The organism is Serratia sp. JSRIV004 (assembly GCF_019968705.1).
GTDB classification, from domain to species: Bacteria; Pseudomonadota; Gammaproteobacteria; order Enterobacterales; family Enterobacteriaceae; genus Chania; species Chania fonticola_B.
This window is the reverse complement of record NZ_CP074140.1, coordinates 1,623,417-1,642,233: the sequence shown is the minus strand read 5'-3', so window position 1 is coordinate 1,642,233 and position 18,817 is coordinate 1,623,417. Positions and strand designations below refer to the sequence as shown.

Annotated in this window: 21 protein-coding genes and 1 pseudogene; all 22 read right to left on the bottom strand. The window is 53.0% G+C overall.

The annotated features are described in order from the left end of the window. Nucleotides 1-142: 142 nt before the first annotated feature. Nucleotides 143-817 (bottom strand): hypothetical protein, encoded by a 675-nt coding sequence (locus KGP21_RS07710; RefSeq protein WP_223537719.1) that lies wholly within the window; start codon nt 815-817, stop codon nt 143-145. Then, nucleotides 817-1,131: a hypothetical protein gene (locus KGP21_RS07705; RefSeq protein ID WP_223537717.1), complete on the bottom strand. Its 315-nt coding sequence runs from the start codon at nt 1,129-1,131 to the stop codon at nt 817-819. Before KGP21_RS07705 ends, KGP21_RS07710 begins: the two co-directional genes overlap by 1 nt. After that, nucleotides 1,131-4,310, bottom strand: a complete 3,180-nt coding sequence (locus KGP21_RS07700) for a host specificity protein J (RefSeq protein ID WP_223537715.1) — start codon at nt 4,308-4,310, stop codon at nt 1,131-1,133. Before KGP21_RS07700 ends, KGP21_RS07705 begins: the two co-directional genes overlap by 1 nt. 60 nt (nt 4,311-4,370) lie before the next feature. Next, the gene (locus KGP21_RS07695) at nt 4,371-4,982 is read right to left on the bottom strand and encodes a tail assembly protein (RefSeq protein ID WP_223537713.1); all 612 of its coding nucleotides are present in this window, start codon (nt 4,980-4,982) and stop codon (nt 4,371-4,373) included. 52 nt (nt 4,983-5,034) lie between these two features. Next, nucleotides 5,035-5,223 (bottom strand): hypothetical protein, encoded by a 189-nt coding sequence (locus KGP21_RS07690; RefSeq protein WP_223537711.1) that lies wholly within the window; start codon nt 5,221-5,223, stop codon nt 5,035-5,037. 85 nt (nt 5,224-5,308) lie between these two features. After that, entirely contained in the window at nt 5,309-6,016 is a 708-nt protein-coding gene (locus KGP21_RS07685) for a C40 family peptidase (RefSeq protein ID WP_223537709.1), read from the bottom strand. 2 nt (nt 6,017-6,018) lie between these two features. After that, nucleotides 6,019-6,771 (bottom strand): phage minor tail protein L, encoded by a 753-nt coding sequence (locus KGP21_RS07680; protein WP_223537706.1) that lies wholly within the window; start codon nt 6,769-6,771, stop codon nt 6,019-6,021. Nucleotides 6,772-6,780: 9 nt separating this feature from the next. Then, nucleotides 6,781-7,134 carry a phage tail protein gene (locus KGP21_RS07675; protein ID WP_223537703.1) on the bottom strand — a complete coding sequence of 118 codons (354 nt, stop codon included), beginning with the start codon at nt 7,132-7,134 and terminating at the stop codon, nt 6,781-6,783. Then, nucleotides 7,134-10,559 (bottom strand): tape measure protein, encoded by a 3,426-nt coding sequence (locus tag KGP21_RS07670; protein ID WP_371824845.1) that lies wholly within the window; start codon nt 10,557-10,559, stop codon nt 7,134-7,136. The genes KGP21_RS07675 and KGP21_RS07670 overlap by 1 nt, the downstream gene beginning before the upstream one ends. 37 nt (nt 10,560-10,596) lie before the next feature. Further along, nucleotides 10,597-10,884 (bottom strand): DUF4035 domain-containing protein, encoded by a 288-nt coding sequence (locus KGP21_RS07665; RefSeq protein ID WP_223537698.1) that lies wholly within the window; start codon nt 10,882-10,884, stop codon nt 10,597-10,599. After that, a complete protein-coding gene (locus KGP21_RS07660) occupies nt 10,884-11,303 on the bottom strand; it encodes a phage tail assembly chaperone (protein WP_223537697.1) in 420 nt (139 codons plus the stop codon). Before KGP21_RS07660 ends, KGP21_RS07665 begins: the two co-directional genes overlap by 1 nt. A 12-nt stretch (nt 11,304-11,315) precedes the next feature. Then, on the bottom strand, nt 11,316-11,531 hold the full coding sequence (locus tag KGP21_RS29735) for an Ig domain-containing protein (protein ID WP_371824856.1): 216 nt from the start codon (nt 11,529-11,531) through the stop codon (nt 11,316-11,318). Nucleotides 11,532-11,576: 45 nt separating this feature from the next. After that, nucleotides 11,577-12,017: pseudogene (locus tag KGP21_RS29730) on the bottom strand (phage tail protein); the annotation flags it as partial. Between the two features lie 57 nt (nt 12,018-12,074). Further along, nucleotides 12,075-12,422, bottom strand: coding sequence for a DUF3168 domain-containing protein (locus KGP21_RS07650; RefSeq protein ID WP_223537695.1), 348 nt, complete (start codon nt 12,420-12,422; stop codon nt 12,075-12,077). Continuing rightward, on the bottom strand, nt 12,419-12,865 hold the full coding sequence (locus tag KGP21_RS07645) for an HK97-gp10 family putative phage morphogenesis protein (RefSeq protein WP_223537694.1): 447 nt from the start codon (nt 12,863-12,865) through the stop codon (nt 12,419-12,421). The genes KGP21_RS07650 and KGP21_RS07645 overlap by 4 nt, the downstream gene beginning before the upstream one ends. Continuing rightward, nucleotides 12,862-13,188, bottom strand: coding sequence for a phage head closure protein (locus tag KGP21_RS07640; protein ID WP_223537693.1), 327 nt, complete (start codon nt 13,186-13,188; stop codon nt 12,862-12,864). Before KGP21_RS07640 ends, KGP21_RS07645 begins: the two co-directional genes overlap by 4 nt. Further along, nucleotides 13,188-13,526 carry a head-tail connector protein gene (locus KGP21_RS07635; protein WP_223537691.1) on the bottom strand — a complete coding sequence of 113 codons (339 nt, stop codon included), beginning with the start codon at nt 13,524-13,526 and terminating at the stop codon, nt 13,188-13,190. Before KGP21_RS07635 ends, KGP21_RS07640 begins: the two co-directional genes overlap by 1 nt. 33 nt (nt 13,527-13,559) lie before the next feature. Further along, nucleotides 13,560-14,720, bottom strand: coding sequence for a phage major capsid protein (locus KGP21_RS07630; RefSeq protein ID WP_223537689.1), 1,161 nt, complete (start codon nt 14,718-14,720; stop codon nt 13,560-13,562). 1 nt (nt 14,721) lies between these two features. Beyond that, the gene (locus KGP21_RS07625) at nt 14,722-15,402 is read right to left on the bottom strand and encodes an HK97 family phage prohead protease (RefSeq protein WP_223537686.1); all 681 of its coding nucleotides are present in this window, start codon (nt 15,400-15,402) and stop codon (nt 14,722-14,724) included. 16 nt (nt 15,403-15,418) lie between these two features. Then, nucleotides 15,419-16,690, bottom strand: coding sequence for a phage portal protein (locus KGP21_RS07620; protein ID WP_223537683.1), 1,272 nt, complete (start codon nt 16,688-16,690; stop codon nt 15,419-15,421). Beyond that, complete coding sequence (locus KGP21_RS07615; protein ID WP_209530643.1) at nt 16,690-18,204, bottom strand: terminase large subunit; 1,515 nt, start codon at nt 18,202-18,204, stop codon at nt 16,690-16,692. Before KGP21_RS07615 ends, KGP21_RS07620 begins: the two co-directional genes overlap by 1 nt. A 9-nt stretch (nt 18,205-18,213) precedes the next feature. Further along, nucleotides 18,214-18,699, bottom strand: coding sequence for a terminase (locus KGP21_RS07610; protein ID WP_115159136.1), 486 nt, complete (start codon nt 18,697-18,699; stop codon nt 18,214-18,216). Nucleotides 18,700-18,817 lie beyond the last annotated feature (118 nt).

Genomic DNA, 18,817 nt, shown 5'->3' with positions numbered 1-18,817 from the left:
GCCTGGCAGGCAGATAACAAAATAACTGAAACAGTAATAATTAGGAACCTCATTTAAGACCCTCAATCTTTATCAGTGGTACATTCAACAACAAAATCATAAATTTAGCAAGTCATCTAAATAATATTTTATATCTGATTTTTTAATCATATCGTGATACATCGAGTATCATTGCCCTTGTTCTCTTATTGCTATAAGAAAGCCCCTGCACGCTTCCTGGTGCTGTGTACTTCACCCCAGAAGTAATACGGGTAGTACTTCCGTTATAAATAGCTGTAAATGAAATATCAGAACTCCATGGCCTTGGCTGTTGCCCGGTATGAATGACACCCGTTGCAAACCCCGTGTTATTTGGCTGGACGGCATATTTCCCTTGTAGGGTCTGGTCAATTCTAGTCCCGGCGTTTATGTCCCCCTCAACCCCCAAAGCTGAAATATCAGTAAGAACCCGAGTTTCATTCGTCAATATGCACCGCCCCTGCTCATCCCATATCGCAACCCCCCATTTAGGCACCGTCTGAGGGAAAATAGAAAAGAAATAGGCAGTTAAATCATGGGCAAGGTTCACAGGGTTTGATGAGGTGACTGTGACCACATTACCAACCCTGCTAACCGTGCAATATGCGGCTTGCGTTGTATAAATAAAGACAGTCCACGGCCGCGAAGCATCAACACTCATGCTAACGCTGGCGATCTGATAGCCATTGGCCGAATAGCTTGATGCGGAAGCTTTACCCTTGAGCGCCAGCGGCGTCGAATCTGGTGTATAGAATGGCGCTCCAGTATCCGTTAATAGAAATGCCCCCCATTTTGCCATTACTGCCTCCTTATGAACCCTATAAGCCACCCGCCGTCAGCGGGATAAGTTCCCGCTGAATAATCACCATTAGCTGCCGAGCTGATTGTTATTGAGTTGCCAGTGACTGAAACCCGTCGGCGGGAAGGGTTAAATATCGTTTCTGTTGACGTCCAGATAAAATCAAGAACAAAGCCAGCAGGAGCATCGTAGTAAAGCCCCCCGGTGACCTGCCCAGTACCAACAGGAATGCTGCCAATTACAGTTATTGGCACCAATCCGTAGTTATTTGAGATGCCATTAGCATCCCATGTTTTTATGCCCCAAGCGGTCATCAGAAGACCCCCGTCAACTTTCCAATCTGAACTCTCAAGCGGCTATTGTCGCGAATGCTGATTGTGGTATTGGTCTGCTTCATCGCGCCATCAGCCTCGATACCATAATTTTGCATTGTACCGTTTTTGTCCCAGCGCCACCCCTGCTGGCCATCAACAAAATTATTCGACTGTATGTAGCTCCCGATCTTGGCATTTGTGATCGTGCCATCTTGAATAAAACCGGAACTAATAAATACTTGCCCGTTAACAACAGCAAAAGGCGAATATTGATTATTGCCACTACCACTCATCATTACGAACTGATTGGCATTAAATCCGATGCGAGTAACAACCGGCTGGCCTGCCTGTGCCAGCACGGCAATAGACATCCCGGCGCTGTAATACACTCCATTTATCTTTACACCGGCTTTTAGCGTATGCACCGCAGTTGCGCCAGCAACATCAACCGTAGCCGTCAGTTTATCTTCCAGAGCCGCGGTAACGTCGCCGATCTGCGCCTGCACCTGCGTCGACATTTCAGCAAATGCCTTATCAACCTCAGCAATCGTTGTTTTGACAACCAGGATATCGGCACGCACTTCGCCGTACTGCGCCCACTGGTGATCCACAGTGGCGTTATTGGCCAGTGCGTTCTGCAGGATTGCGTCGATATTCGTGTCGATCTGGCTGGTTAAGCGATCTCCATCAGCTGACGACATAAAGCCATCACCAATATTTTCAAGATAATCCCCTCCATTGGCGTTGGATTGCCCCCGCACCCACTCAATCCAGTCGCCCTGGTTTCCTGTGCGATCAACCAATCGCGCGCGATACCAGAATTCCTGGCCCGCTTTCAGCCCTGATTGTTCATAACTGCGCTGCGGATAGGGTACGTCTGAAAGCAGCATGGCGTTATTGCCCGCGGGGTTATCAGCATATTGAATTTCCGTCTTAAGCGTATCTTCAGAACCCGAAGGAAATCCCCAACTGAGTGCTATCCCCCACAATAACGGCGACGCAGTAAACCCCACAGGCTTGGGTGGCTTCCCTTCCTTGCCGTTAAGCTGCGTTTCCATGGCATTTGCCCAGATACTCGAAATTTCAGCAGCGTTAATCGCGCGGACGCGCGATTGGTAGCGGCCTGCATAAATGCCAGCAACTTCGAAACCGAGCGTTGATATACGGGGGCCGGGTATCCAGTTGCCATTATCACGCCGCCACTCCGATTCGTAAGCGATCGCCCCTTCGACCGAATCCCACGTAACGCGCAATGTGGTTACTGCCAGCCCTTGGCTTACCTTTGTAAAGCTGCTGATCTTAACGTTCTGCGGTGGAGCCTGAACGCCAGGTGGAATGACAGTGATCGGGCGGTCTTCGATACGTGCGCCCGTGTCAATACGGGCGTACTTATTCGGATCATACTCGATGGCCGTTATATCGAACGAAACACCGTCTTCTTTTTCAGTGATGCCAGTGACGCGGAATTGTTGAATGGCCAGGTCGGTCGCATCCACAGCCCATACGCACTCTGACACTGGCACTTCGCTGTAGCTGGTCGAGACAGTGACTACTTTGCCGCTCACGGCGCTGATTGTCCTGGCCTGTGATTTGCCGCTGGGCAAGTTCACGATAAGCCGCTCACCAACCTTTGCCGAAGACACGCGATCGAGCGTGATGTTGCGGCCAGAAACCGAACTGATACGGCCACCAAGCGGGCGGCCAGCCATTGCCTCATCTGCAACACCGATGATCCACCCCGGCAGCGGGATATTGCCATCCATGCCTACAGTGAAGTTAATCACGCGGTCTTTGTCATTGGTCAGCAGTAGCCACTTTCCTCGGCGGATCGCTTCGGTTTGCCGGGTGCAGCCGATGGCGGTCAGATCGGCCTGCTTGACGTTGTAGCGGCGAGTAAGCTCATTATCGAACACCGACTCTACGGAGTCCTGGTAGCCGTTGGCCGGATCGCTCCAGCTCACCATTGCCGTGCTGTAGTGCGTCTTTTCGCTGGCGCTACTCTCTGTAAACAGCCCGTCTTTGACGTTGGCGCGGGTATAAATGTAATCCACGTCGCGGGGCATGTCTGCCAGCGCATTCATACTGTTGTTTGCCCAGTAGGTCATACCTCGGAAGATGTTCGCGAAGTCACGTAAAACCGTCCAGGCTTCCTCTTGGGACTGAATGTAAGCATCACAGAGAAAGCGTGGCTCAGTACCGCTACCCCCGCGACCATCAGGAACAAGCTGATCGCAATATTGCGCAATGGCGTACAAGTCCCACTTGGTGAGCGCCAGATTCTCGGCTTTCACACGGCTGCCAATGCTGTAGCGGTCATTGATAAGCAGATCATAAAACACCCACGCGGGATTATTCGTCCATGCCCATTTAAAGCTGCCGTTCCAAGTACCGGTATAGGTGCGACTGATCGGGTCGTAGGTCGTGGGAATGCGGATCACGCTACCTTTCGGCTCACAGGAAACTTGCGGGATGTTCTGAAACTGCTTCGCGTCGAACTGGACGAATAACAGAGCCGTTTCTGGGTACCGGAGTTTCACGTCGATCATCTCCGTAATCGACTCAATAACCATCTTATCGGCTAGCCGGTTACTGGTGCTGTTCGGTGTTAGGCGGCGTACACGGATCTGCCAGCCGCTGAACGCTTTCGGTAAATCTATGCGGTGGCTACGCTCGTATTTGGTCGTGGTTTTACCATCAACCGCCGCGGTCAGCATTTCACGATAAGCACCTCCGTCTGTCGCAACGTCGATCGCGTACTCGATGCGATAACCGACAACATCGCCATTATCCTGCTGCAGCTGCAACTGTGACCACGAAAAACGAATACGGCAGGCGGAAAGCTGTGTATTAGTCAGCGAACGAACCCACGGTTTTAGACTGGTGAGCTCGGTGCTAACGGTGATCTCGTTCTCGACATCTGGCATACCGGGAATATAGTCCTGGTCGGGGTTACCTGGCCGAAACTCCCACTTCACACCGGGAAAGTTTTCCGATCCGTCATGGCTGATGATCGGGGTGCCATCAAGAAAAATGTTGGTACCATCCAAACCACCGGCCAACTCCCCTTCGGCAAGCGCCAACAGGATTTTTGCGTAAGAGGTGGATTGCAGAGAGTCATTGGATTCTACAGGTGTGCGCGCATCACCGCCGCCACCCTTGCGGCCTTCTATCACAGACATTGGTTTTCTCCAGGCGTAAAAAAACCAGCTCGAGGCTGGCCAATGAGGAAAGCGGGTTACTTACTGCTGGTCTTCCGCGAAAATCCCCGCAGAGATGATGGCACCACCGATCCGGCGCTTGCCGTAAAGAATTGGTACCGGATTGCCCTGGGCGATGGTGTTCACCGGCCCACCAAAGGCGTATGACGGTTTATTGTCCGGGCTTTCACGTCGCGCCAGCCCCCCCTGCATGGGGGATAGCATCTGTGCAATACCGCCGAGCATCATCGCGCCACCAGCTTGCATTGCATAAGACCCCCACGCACCGCCACCAAAAGCCTGCCCCCAAGGGGACATGCCAATAGCACCAGCGACGACTAATACAGCACCAAGGATAGTCTGAAACATCCCCGCCTTTTTACTGCCGATAATTACAGGTGCAATGCGGATATCATCACTACCGGAAAATTCCAGTTCATCTTTGCCGATATTGTTTTTCCCAACAAAAATAGAGAATGTCAGTCCCCTCTCTTTTGCGGTCTGTAAAAATCGTTCAAAGCCTGGAATGGTTATGGATAGCGCCTTGATTGCTTCTTGCGGCGTGGATACAACCAGTTCGTGAACTCGGCCAAATGTTGAGCCAAGAACGCCATAGAGTCTGACCATTCTGTATTCATGTGCGGTTATGTTCATATTTTCTCCAATAAAAAACCCTCCGAAGAGGGCTGTGTTTAACTGATTACTTCTACTTTGTTTTTCCTTTTATTTCTTTTAGTAAATCAAGTTGATCCGCAATCCCATTACTCATGTTTTTTAACACACCTAGAATCTCATCAGCCTGAGTTGCTTTTCTTATTACAAAAAACATTATAGCAATGCTAATAATGAACAATAAAACACTAATTCCAAGAAGATAGATATCTATACCATTCATACATTCACCATTTAACAGTCTGTTACGAGTGAAGACATCCTACTATCACTTGTGGCTGAGATCACCATTCTATGTGGTTAATATGTTAACCCATGCCTCCATGACGTAATGTAATGATCGTCCTATCCTGCCAATAGCCGTCATAGGGTACGTGCTTACTAAGTTGCCCGTACATATGGTGGAGCATTATCCCCCCACAGAGATATACCCCGGCATGATTCGGCTCATCAGCCCGCACCTGCATAATGATTACGTCCCCCAACCGCAGATCACCGGCAGCCGGTATAAACCCGGCCTCGGCATAGTGCTGCATGTAAAGGTTTTCACCTCGCTCCCACCAGCCGTCCGATCGTTCGAAGTTCGGTATCTTGATATCGCACTCCAGCTGGAACCAGTCCCGCACGATAGCGTAACAATCCCATATGCCATGCACGAACGGACGGCCCAGCAGCGGTTTTATACCCTCAGTGGGTACAATCGTTCTGATATCCCCCTCCGGCCAGCTTGCGATGATCCATGGCAGTTGTGACAGGTCACATTGCGCTATATCGAGTTGGCTCGGCTGCGTGGTGGCGTCCGGGTGACTGTGAACGATGGCAACGATCTCCCCGGCATCCTCCGCTACTGCGTAGTCCTCCGGGTGCATGCTGAATTGCTCTGTTGGTTCTGGTGCCGTATTCCTGCAACGCAGGTACTGTTGGCGGCGGCCATTTTGCACCACCAGCCCACAGCACTCGGCGGGATATGCCTCTTCAGCATGCGCCATGATGGCGCTGATAATGTGTTTTCTCATGGCTACCTCTTCAGCAATGCGGAGCCAGGGAAACCGCCAAACGGCAACGGATTACCCTTTCCCCAACGAGGTTCGCAGCCGGTGGACAGCAGACCAGAACAAACATCTTTCGACGGGTCACTAACTGGCTTACCGTCTGCGTCAAAATACTTGGTACCGGTGTACCCGCATGACGCCCCGCGGTACTGACCACGGATGCACCAGGTACAAAGGCTATGGATCTGTCGGGTGGGGATCATGATGCCCTGCAGGTCGGCAGGCGAGGACAGCGCGAACTGGATACCGGTATTGTTGCCGCTGATCTTGCGGTCGATGTACCACACATCAACTTTTTGCTGTGTCGAATCGGCCTGCGTATTGCCCTCCGGAAAGTTTCGAGCATCAAGGTAATGTGCGTAGGTGTCGCGGATCGTGACCTTGAACATAGCCAGATTTTGGTATGCCAGGCACATCGAGCCAACGGTGCCATCGATATTACCGACTGACAGCGTGGGGCTCGGCGCGGTACCGTCGCTCGTGACTTCCAGCCCTTCGATCTCTACCGGCCACGGCTTATATTCCCGCCCGCCGAACCAGATAGATTTTGCCGGTAGTTTGGCCGGATCATCACCAGCTTTTTCCAGCTCTGCCGGTGTGAACGGGATCGGGTGGCTGTGAAAATACAACTCCGGCCCGCTAAATTGACTGCCGTCCACTTCGAACAGGCGTATTTTGCTACCAGGCTCTAACGTCTGGTGATCGGTGTTGATAGACATTGGTTTTTCCTACGGTCTGAAGGCTACTTCAAAGGTGGCCGCAAGCTGATACATCTGATCGCCGCGGTCGTTCTTACCAAGCGCGGTTACCTGGTATTTATTGCAGGTGAACAGCCCCAATTCAAAATTTGGCGACATCCATTTAAACGACTTATAGCCGCCGTGGCGTTTGAAAAAACTCCTGATCTCGAAAGTGCGCTTCCAGTTGCCGACAAAGGTTAATGACCAACTTTGGAGCTCAGTATTCAGCCCATCGCCAACCTGCTGTTTATAGCCATCGCCAAATTGCACCTCACGAACCCGGAAGGAGTGCTCGCCTGTCGGGTTTACCCTGGCAGCATAAATGAACGTTTCCAGCGCCATTATCTGCCCCCTCTGATTGCCGTGGTGATCCTGCCCCCTTGGCCTAAGTCCTTACCAATCAACGCCCGATAACGCTGATCGACAAACGCGCCCACTTCACTACCAAACTGTTCCATGCCTGGCGGTGCTGATGTCGTCGTTTGCCCGCTGCTTTCAACCGTAATATTAACGATCGGCGCGTTACTGCCAACGCTCACACCGATCGGTTGGCTAGCAGTCGTTGCCCGTACGCCCAGAGAACCGCTAGCATTGGGAGGAGAAACTAACCCGCCCGTTGCATAGCCACGCATCATGCCGTAAAGGTTCTCTACGCCTATCCGTTCCGTGGCCTCTTTGGTCATCACGAACTCGCCTCGGTGCACCACACCAGCGGGTTCATATTTACCGCCAGCACCTGTGTAGCCGCCAAGGTCATACTCAGTCCAGCTCGTGCTCAATCCCATCGCGCCCGTTCCTGCCGATCCTGCTGCGCCACTAACCCCGGATGCCGCCCCACCAATGCCACCGGCAAGCCCACCGACTACGCCGGTGATCGTCTGCATGATGGAACTGGTAACCAGCGCTTGCGCGGCCATCTCTATAAGGTTTTGAACGATGGATTGAGTCAGGGAAGCGAAGAGATTTGTTACCCCCTCCTTGAACGTTTGGGTGCCTGTCAGCAGACCGGTAAGCATGTTGCTTGCCCGTTCCGTGGTTGCCTGGAACATATCGACGGCCATCTTCTGCATATCGCCTTGACTGGCATACAGTTGCAGTGATGCCTGGTAACGCTGCTCCATCGCTTCACGATCCGCCGCAACAATCAGCTGATTGGCGCGGCTTTGCGACACTACACCCGCAGTGGCATAGCTCTCGATCAGCGCCTGCCGTTTAGCCAGTTGGTTTTCAAGGTTCTTGATAGGATCGACATTACCGGCCAACTCGGCAGTACCGGAAACAGCGTAACGCTGGGCGGCCTCGGCCTTCGCCTGCAGGTAGGCGCTGTCGATATCCTGCTTGCGGCGTGCGATGTCCGCTGCCCCCTTGATTTCACCATCTGCAATCTGCCGCTGCAGTTGCTCGCTAGCCCTTTTCTGGGTTTCGGCTGCCTGGCGGTAAGGGTCGTTGGAAATTGCTGCGGAGCGATCCTCATTTTGCTGCTTAAGTTTCTCATACACGTCATTACGGGCAATCAGCTCTTTCTTTTGGGCTTCCGTCCACTTAGTACCCGCTTCCATTGATGCAGCAAAAAGACGGGCGGCCGCATCGCCCTCTTTTAGCCGGACACCTTCAATCTGGATTTCCTTGTTCAAGCTGGCGATCTTCTGCTGGTAATCACCCGCGACACTGGCCCCTGCCTTGGTGGTCTTGTTGCGTTCTTTCTGCTGCTCCTGAAGGTTGTATTCAGCGGCGGCATTAGCCTCGATAGCTGCTTTTTGATCCTTCATATCAGCAACGACATTGCCAGCGCCATCAACTTTCAGCGCCTCACCTTTGATGGCATCCTGTACGGCTTTCAGTTTAGCCCGTTCGACGCCTTCAACTTTTAACAGGGCAAGGCTTTCTTGCTGTTTTTTAATGAAGTCGTCATATTTCGCTGTATCGACAGGAGGGGGTGCGCTGGTACCTGATTTTTCCTGCTCGGCATTGAGTTCTTTAAGCACCTGAAGGGTTGTTGCCAATGCGGTAGACGCTGCACCAGAAAGGTTAAAAGTTTCAACCAACCCCTTCTTCAGAATGTTGAATGATACCTCTGAATCCGTGGTTATCCGGTTTAGCTCCCCTTGCAACTTAGACTGATTACCAATAGTGCTAGCAAGCTTATCTTTCGCGTCATTCAAATCTCGGGTGGTTTTATCGAGATCTCGCTGGGCTTGGGCGGCTTTTTTTGTAAACTCATTACTCTGGTCTTGCTGGATGCCAAGCTTGGTGACCAATTTGGTATATTCTTCAAAATCAGATTGTGCGTCTGCCTGAGCTTCTGTTAATTCTCTGATTTTATCCTTCTGGGCAATGATGGATTCTGAAGTATCAGCCAATGCGCCTTTCAGTTGAGCCTGGTTGAGGCTATTCATTTTCTCTACGACTGAACCAAGCGTATCAGCATAAGCAATCGCCGACTGTTGAGCCTGCTCCTGCCGTTGGTTAACAACATACCAGGCAGCAGCCCCCGCCATAATCAACCCAGGGAACCCACCGACAAGCCCCAATGCACCAGACATCAGCCTGCTACCCAGCGAAGTCACATTATTTAAAGCACCTTGTGCGGCAGTTCTCGCTGCAATGCTGCGCGTAACGCCACGCTGCGTAGCCTCCAATCGCCTTTCCGCTGCCGCCTGCCCATCCGTTCCCCGCGCAGCGGCCAACGCCTTTTGTGCGCGGTATTCAGCAGCCCTTGCTCTGGCTGTTGCGACCTGAGTGCCTCGCACCTGTGCAGAAGCCAGAGCGACTTCGCCACGGTATGCGGATACCATGCCCGCTGTGGCGCTCCCCACACTTGACACCATACCGCCGAAATAGCGCACAGCGCCAACAGACACCAGTGCACCAAGAGATAATGCGACGGTATCAATGTTTTTAGCTAATCCATCCAGGATGCCGGAAAGTGCTGCCGTGGTTCCTGTCGCCTGGTTCTGCCCGCCAATCCACTGCATAAATGCGTTGTTGATGCGGGTTGACGCCGCGCTAACGCTATTAGGCATCGTTTCATATTCTTTCCTCAATTGGCCAAGCTGACTGATCAAAGCAGGAACGATCTTCGGGTTTGTCAGTTCTCCAGCGTCAGCCAAGCCTTTCAGATCTTTTTGCGCAACGCCAAGTCCATCAGCGAGCGCTTTCATAATCCGCCCACCGGACTGCGCAACAGAGTTAAAATCCTGTCCGCGCAGAACACCGCGCCCCAGCGCCTGTGATAATTGGGTGATTGTTGATTCCGTGTCCGCAGCAGAAGCCCCTGACACTTGCAAGCCGGTAGACAACGCTTCAGTAAGAGACAAAATATCTTTGGTTGTGTACCCATATTCACGCAGCGAACTTGATGCTTTCGAAAAAAGACTGGCGTTAGATTCAAACGTTGAACCAGTATATTGGCTGATCCGCATCAGCTCGGTTTGTGCAATGCTGAAATCCTGCGCAGACGTCGTCGCAAGCTTTACCCGCGCATTCAGCGAGTTCCAGTTGTCAGCCATCGCGATCAGGTTGCCGGTAGCAAACGCCCCGGCGAAAGCCCCCGCCATCGCCAGAGCACTGCCGCGCACCGTGGCAAGTTGCCCGTTCAGATCGGCTAAAGCCCGTTGACTTTGTCGGGTCGCATTCGCCGCCTGGCGGTTCCCCTGCGTCATGGTTCGATGATAATCGGCCCCCATGCGTGAGGCGCGGGCGATTTCCGATTGGAACGAACTGGAGTTGGCCGATATTTTAATGATGAGCTCGCGCAAAGATGCCATATTTCACCTATAAAAAAACCCGCTACGTGAGCGGGTATTAATCAGCCAGATTTCCCAAAAATGCCTCAAGCCCTGACGTATCTTCTTCCGCGTCCTCCGCTTCCTCATCTTTATTCCAACACAGAAGTTGGCTGGAAATAGACAGAGGATCTTTCGCTCGCTGGGAGTTGAAAACGGCCGTGGCGATTTGCGCCGCGTGGTAATCATTGCGCTCGTCGCCAATCGGGCTTATCCGGTTAAAGGCCATCCACATACGCAATTCACTGACGCTGATTGACTGCTGCAGCTCGCCCAGTGTTTTACCCAGGCGTAAAGCCAGTTGCATCAAGAAGAAGGTTTCTGGCTCTCTGACTTTTTTTCAGCGTCTTCCTGCGAAGTTTGCAGGGCAAGCGCCTGCTTGAGCAGACGGGAATGCACCGGCCCGTAAAAACCCACAACCTCGTCCAGCTCTTCGCGGGTAAATACCGGATTTTGATCTTCATCGAGCAGAACATCGATAAACATCACCGCGTCAGCGCGGATGTTGCGCTGCGTCTGCTCCGTGATGGAAAGCGCAACCGCCTTTGTGCCCTCTTTGGGCTCTTCAGGCTCCATAATCTCGCGCCATTGGCCCCAGCCAGCGGGAGAGGGTTCACGCAGGATCACCTTCGCCCCATTCCACTCGGCGACCTCAACCAGCTTGGTACGAAAACCCGCCATTGGTGCCGACGCCAGCGCCTTAAGGCTTAATTTCTTTGCTGCCATGGGTTAATGCTCCTATTTGTCCGTGACGGTCACGACACACGTAGCCGTTTTAGCGCCGTCCGTGGTCTTGACGGTGATGGTTGAACTGCCAGGGGTAAGACCGGTAATGACGCCCTTATTGGTTACCATGACGTTTTCGGGTGCCGATGATGCCCAGGTCATGCCGTTGTTAGTGGCTGACGCCGGGGCGATAGTTGGGGTCAGTGTGATGCTGGCACCAACAGCCACGGAGGCGGTGGATTTATCCAGCGTGACGCCAGTCACTGGAATGTTTGCAGCGTAAATACGTACCGGTTTGCCGATAATGCGCAGCGTATATGAGGCGGATACGATGCCGGATGTGGCCGCGCTCCAGCTGTTTTGACGCACCTCGGCAAGGTAGGCAAAGCCGTTGCCGGAAGGGAATACGATACGAATGGCACGGCGACTGTCATCGTCATACGCATCCATCAGAGAATCCTGGGCAGCATCGTAGCCGCTCCAGTTTTTACCAATGGTCATTTCAGACGGGGCTTTCAGGCCGTTTGTCATCTCCTGCTCTTCGGAGCACAGCGTGGTAACTTCAATATCAGCTTTTTGGCCGCCTGTGTAGCTGAGTTCCTTTGTGCTGCACGATGCGGCAAGCCAGGTAACACCAACAGGATTAGCTTCGCTGACTTCACCAGCGGAAACGCTGATCACCGTGCCTTGCGTTTTTTCATACTTACTTGTCATGAGTTTTCTCCAGACATAAAAAAACCCGCCGTAGCGGGTCATGGTCAATGGTATGGATTACTGCCACACTCGGAATTCGAATGAGGCACGAAAAAGACCGGTATCGGGGTCATGTCCACTGAAAAGGTGAATATCTGCCGGGGATAGCGCGGTTACCGCTATCTCGGCCTGCTGACGTAGAGCCTTCGCCTCATCAATGCTGGTTGCGTACACATCGATCTGCACCATGTAAGCTGTTTCAGCGGTACCGCAGAACACATCCCCCCGATTTTCGTCGGGTACCGTGTAGATGATCCACGGCGGCTTTACTGCTGGCACTCCCTCTGGCGTCAGTTTGACGACATAAGGGTAAGCCTGCCCGCCCACCAGCGGTTTTAACAACGGGTTAAGATCGGCTTCGGTCATTTGGATAACACCTGGTCAATGGCTTCGTTAACCTTGGCAAATGCCGCTTCTGCTGCTTCTGCCTCCTTGGCATCGTATGCAGGCCGGATAAAGGGTACAGGTGCCATCTTCACCGTCCCCAGCTCCACAAAGCGCCAGTAGAAAGCATTGTTCGGGTTGCTGGCCTTCATTGAGTTGTCGCTGTTGCCCGTTCGAGGGTTACGGCCCCGGATATGGACCCCGGCGACCGCCCCGCCATCCTTGGCCCGCATGTTCACCGCAACGACATTACGCGCCAGTTTGCCGGTTTTCTTTGGGGCTCGGGCTTTGACTTCATCGCGCAGCACGTTTGCTCCCGCTCGCGTCGCTTGACGTAACACGTTGCGGTTTTCGGCCTTGCTCAACAGCTCCAAATCCTTCGAAATGTCGAGCAGGCCGGAAAAATCAAGGTTGCCGCTGATCATGGTTTCACCCCACTTTTACAGAGCAGCTCCACGCGCGTCAGGCGCGCATCCGGTAACGCTGCCACAATGTCAAAGACCAACCCGCGAAAAAGCATGCGTGAAGAGCTGGAAACGTCATCACGAAAGCGTAGCCACACGCGAACGGTAGCCTCTGAATGTTCCGCACCTGATGCCAGTAGTTCCCGTCCACTGATAGCCTTCACCTCGGCGGGGATCGGCTTTATCGATGCATCCACCCACACCGCCTTTTCACCGCCCGAGGGAAGCTCTACCGTTTCGAAGTTCTGGATCATGATGCGATGCCTAAAGCGCCCTGGCTCCATTACGGGTCTTCCTCGTTTTCGCTTTCTTCCACCTTCACGCCGCGCCAATTGCGGCACGACCACATCAGGTTTTCGGCGGCGGAGTTGGTGTATAGCTGTACTTCGCTTTGCCCGGTGCGATGCTCAAACAGATCAGCAAAAACCAGCAGCATTGCAGAGACAACAGGGGAAGGAATATCACCCGCCTTTACCCAGCGCGGGTCATCGCACCATCGCAAACAGTAATCCAGTGCAGCCTGGGCATAACGGGTGATCACCGCGTCGCGATCATCGCTGTCAAACTCGATGTGCTGGCGTAACTCTTCAACCTGCACGACATCAGTGACTTTAATCGCCATAACATCAGGGCGGAATTACCCGCCCCCTCCGCGTTACTTGGTTGGTGCCGTGAAGGTGCCTTTGATCAGCGCCTGCGGGCGATAGTGCGCCAGCGCCAGGCGCTCTTCACACAGGATGGTCAGCATGTTTTTCACGAAGTTGTCGCGGTCTTCACGGCTCACTTCCACGGTGGCATCCATGCGATCCCATACCTGAGAAGCCATATCAAAGCCGCCCACGGTGAAGGTGTTTTGGGCCTGTGCGCGGGTCGGTACCACCGGCAGCCCCCACATGATGTTGCTGGTGAACGCCTGCGGGCCGCCGAAGATATAACGACCTTCGTTATCTTTCAGCAAAGCGATGTTGTGCCAGTCTCGCGGGTTAAGAATGATGCCAGACGCACTGAATTCTGACTCTGTAACCTGGAAAATGGCGTGAGCAATCATGTCTGCCCGCGTATCCCCGGTGGCATTCAGCGCAGTATCATAGTCTGTTGCCACGGCATTAATACCCGTCAGGTTATCGCCGGTACCGTCGCCGTTCAGCAACTGATCCTCTTCCTTAAAGGCAAGACCAAATAACAGCCGGTTGTTGACGTAGGATTGCAGCATCGGGGCATCATCCATCACCTGGCGGGATGCCTGGATCCAGTGGGCGATGGTTTTCACGTTCGCCGTTTCTTTCGAGAACGTCAGATCAGACTCAGGCTTTTGGGCCTTTTCCTTCACGGGTGCCGCGTTGTTGGTGAACAACTTTTCTCGTACGTATTCCAGCGAGTTGCTGGAAATGCGCCCTTGCGCCAGCAGATCACGGATAACCAGGCGGCGGAGTCCCGGCATGACAATACCCGGTACCTGCATCGGCTGGATAAGCGAACCGGCAGAGGCCGCATCACTCCCGAGCGATTTGTTGAAGGTTTTAGCCTCAAACGTCCCCGTGCTGCCGTTCCATGACTTGGTGAGCTCTTCGGCGGCACGTTCTGAGAAGTCTTTTTTAACTGACGGATCATCTGCACCACCGGCCCCTTTCTGCTCAAGGTCAAACAGGCGCTCGCCGGACTTCTTCAGTTCTTCCTGAACCTTGGCCAGATCGTCCTGTAATGATTTGGAAACACGGCCCGTTTCTTCGATCTCTTTTTTCTGAGCGTCGAAAAGTTGGGTCATGTTCTTCTGTGAGTCTTCGATGGCTTTCTGAATTTGTGCTAATTCGGACATATTATTTACCTAATGTTTGAGGGAATGAACTGATGCGCTCGATGAGAGCGGATATTTCTGTTTTGTTCTCGTCACTGTCGGACTCACTCCGAATAGCTGATTTGAACCGGGCAATAAGCCCCACGGCCTGTGATTTGCTTAAACCCACTGAATCCCTCAGCCAGTTCTCAACATCACGAACCGTTTCGATACCATCGATGCTTTTCATCGCTGATACTCCGGCCAGTTCGTTAGCCGGGAAGGTGCACACGCTGATTTCTCGCAGTGCGGAGATATTTTTGAAAATGCGCCCGCCATTGGCCGCCAGCGAGTAATCGTCTTTGGTTACTGAAAACCCGACCGACATACCCTCTACCGTGCCGTGCTGCATGGCGGCTTTGAGGTCACTCGCTCCGCTATGGCCGGGTGTTAGTTGCCCACGGACAAACAGCCCTTTGGTGTCTTCCTGCAAGGCATCCCATTTACCAACGGGCAATTCCCACGCCCGGTGATTGAAGAACATGGCAACCCTGCGGGTCTGTTTCTCCAAGGTGTTCTTGAACGCGCCGGACAGGATCACGTCGCCGTCTGAATCGACATTGCCAAAAACAGACGCGTAGCCTTCAAAAATCCCCTGCGTACCGTCGCCGGTAAATTTGATTTCCGTCTCTTCGAAAGAGAGGGTTTTCTTTATTTCGGTCATGGATCCCCCATAAAAACTAAACCCCGCTTTCGCGGGGCTGTTTGCCTAATTCGGTGAGAGGAACGTTTTGTGATTGCCGCGTGGCAACGTCGCCCCCTGGTAACGGTGGGTAGTTATCCAGCCGTCGCATTTCGTTGATAGTACGCAGGCCAGAATCCCCCATGGCTTTCATGAAGGCAGCACGAGAAGTTGAGTCACCACGTAGTAAGCCGTCCAGGTTATGCTCGGCATGATATTTACCCAGGTCAGATGGCTTGACTATCCAGCGCTGAATGCACTGTTCCCAGCGGGTGATATAGGGCTGTAACGTATATTGCAGGAACCCCATATTCTGCTGCTCAATACCGGTACCCCATGATGTCGATTTTTCAACATCACCCACCAGGTGAGGGGGGACACCAAAGAATCGCGCCAGTTCGCTGACCTGAAACTTACGGGAAGCCATGGTTTCGGCATCCTGGGGGCTGACACCGATGTCATGCGCTTCAAAGTTGGCCTCAAGGATCCACAGGCGCTTTTTCACCGGGCCACCGGCAATCTCTTTGAAGTTTTCTTCCACCTGGTCGCGTTGCTCTTTGGACATCACGCGATCGCCAACGGAGAGGATTTTCGGAGACTTGGCACCGTTGGCGTAAAAGTCCCGTTGCTGGTCTTCCATCGCCACGGCAACCCCGCCCGATTTGGCCGCATGGGCGATCGGTGACAAGCCAACCAGCCCGTTAAAGCCGAAGCCTTTCAGGTGGAATATTTCGCTTTTCTTGAATTTAGCGTATTCGCTGTCGCGCCGGTACTTGTAGATGATCTGCTTACCTTCCAGCAGAACATCCATATTGGCTGACAATAACGGGATCAGGCTGATCACGTCCCCGCTGCTGTTACGTTCGATAAGCGCATACGCATTACCGTAAAAACACAGCTGCATGGTCATAGCCTCGCGGAATTCTTGCGCGGTCATGTACTGGTTAGGGGAAAAGCGCAACAACCGAGCAAGGGAATTGTCCAGGCCGACCTTCAACCGGTTGTCGTCTTTATCTGTCTCGAATACGTCCAGCGGCAGGCATGAGGTCAGCGTAGAAATCAGGCTGACGCAACGCCAAACCGTAGAGATCTGCAAAATACGCTCGTCAGTGATAACGGAATCACCCAGCGTACCTCCCGCTGACACCGGGCCTGTTTGCGAACCCTGATCCGGCGTCACTAGGCGGCCACCGACGAACCACGACGCAGCGCGCGCCCACCAACCGTTATTCGTTCGCAGGTCGATACTGTAATTAGTTTTATCTGCCATCACATGCTCAACGGTTTTGATAAGAAGTCATCGAAGTCGCCACCAGGTTCTACGGCTTCGCCATTTGCTGCGCCCATCGCCATTGCGAGTGCCACCATTCCATCGATTCGCCCGGTCGCTTTCGACTTGTCGAGCTTTCTGTTTGAGGCGGCATCCATGATCACAACAGCATTACCGGCGCACATAGTCAGCACCGGGTGCATGCCATGCCTGACCCGCCCGTTTAGCATTGCTGCTTCCAGCGTATCCAGAGCGGGGGCCATATCTTTGAAACCCTGCCCGAACGGTACCCACGGCAACGCCAAGCCAATCAAATCAGCCTCTTTTTTCAGTAGGTCAATGCGCCAGCGGTCAAAGGCAATCGCGGCAATATCGAAATCACTGATGATTTCCGCAATGTCACGGATCACCACGGCATAATCGACAAACGATCCCGGCGTGGTTTTCAGAACGCCCTGTTTTGCCCACACGTCATAAGGCACACGGTCAGTTTTCGCCCTGTCACGCATGGTTTTTTCTGGTGTCCAGAAATAGGGGTAAATATTCCACCAGCCATCCGCTGACTGACCCGCAATAACGAATGCGGTTAAATCCTTGCTTGCTGACAAATCCAGCCCGGCATAGCACTGACCGGTAATCGCCCGCGGAGCTTCGCGGCATGATTCCCACACGTTACGAGACATAAACGGCGATACGGTAGAAACACGCTGGTTCAGGTTCAGATTTCGGAAAGTGTTCTCAAAGCTGGGCATGCGCCCGGCCATTTCCGCCATCCTCTCCATATCACGAAGAGATCGGAAAGTACCCAGCGCGGGATTTGCTGCGGCCCATGCTTCCCGGTCATCTAATTCGGCATCTTTCGGTGCCTCGTAGACGTGGGAAACAATGTGTGGATCCTTTGAGTTCTCCGCATCATCCAGCCAGATACTGAACAGGTCAGCATCGTTCGCCGCCTGTGTACTGATTGCGATAAGTAACGGAGCGTCATGCGCCCCCTGCGCCGTCACAATCGCATCAACAAAAGCCGATTGCGGCCCGACGATCTGCCCGACCTCATCAAGAATGGCCAGCAAAGGAGAAAGGCCGTGCGTCGTCTTTCCCTCTGCGGCCAACGCTTTGTATTTAACGTTACACGGCAGGCCCAACAGCTTTTTACCACTGGGGATGATATGAACAATGTCCTGCAATTCGGGGTTGAGCCCTATCATCTTTACGGCCAGATCAAACACAACTGCCGCCTGTTCCTGGCTCATTGCACCGCTGACGATCTGCGAGTTTTGTACCGCCTCCGGGCCTACCAGGTGCGCTAACAGTATGCCCGCAATCAAGCCGGTTTTGCCGTTCTTTCGCGCAATGCTGAGATAGGCTTTATCCGTTCCGTGGGGGTTATCGTAGATGGCCAGCAGAAATTTCTTCTGAAACTCGTCAAGCAACATCGGCTGTCCGATCAGCTTGCCCTCTGGCACGATGCAATAGCGCTCAATGAACGCTATCACGCGCTCACCTCGCGTCATGCTTTACTCCTAGCCGTGTTTTGGAAATGCGATCAGGTTGCCATCATCTGCCTGGTGTTTACCGGCTGTTCGGCGAGCATCCGCGTCGTTTTTATTACGGTTCTTCTGGTCACGGCTTTCACCGTTGGTGGCATGGGAATGGATTTGCAGATCACGGCGCTGGGCCAGAATGGTGCGCTGTAACTCGACAATCTGCTTTCGGTAATCTTTGATCAGCGGTTCGTTGCGAGCTTCCCCGCGCTGCCGTTCTTCCCTCTTCAACGCTTTGCGAAGGTCGATTGCATACAACTGATTATTTGCCAGTTCGGCTGCGGCCAGCAGGTCAGCCGGTGTCCAACTGTCGAGAGCTTTCGATCTGATATTGTCATGCCAGAAAGGTTCGGCTTTTTTATCCAGGCCAGCATGTGCCGGTGGTGGAATGGTGTCCTCACTGGCATTTTTCATGGCCTGAACCGCCGCCGTCGAGCTGTCGGAGCGAGTTCGTTTTTGCACCATTGGGTTTACCTAAAACTAAAAAAATCGGGTTAGCGTTAAAATAAGGGGATGCGAGCGGTCATTTGGGGCATTTTTTTTGAAGTTTTTGCCCTCCCCCTCGATGCAGTTGATAATTATT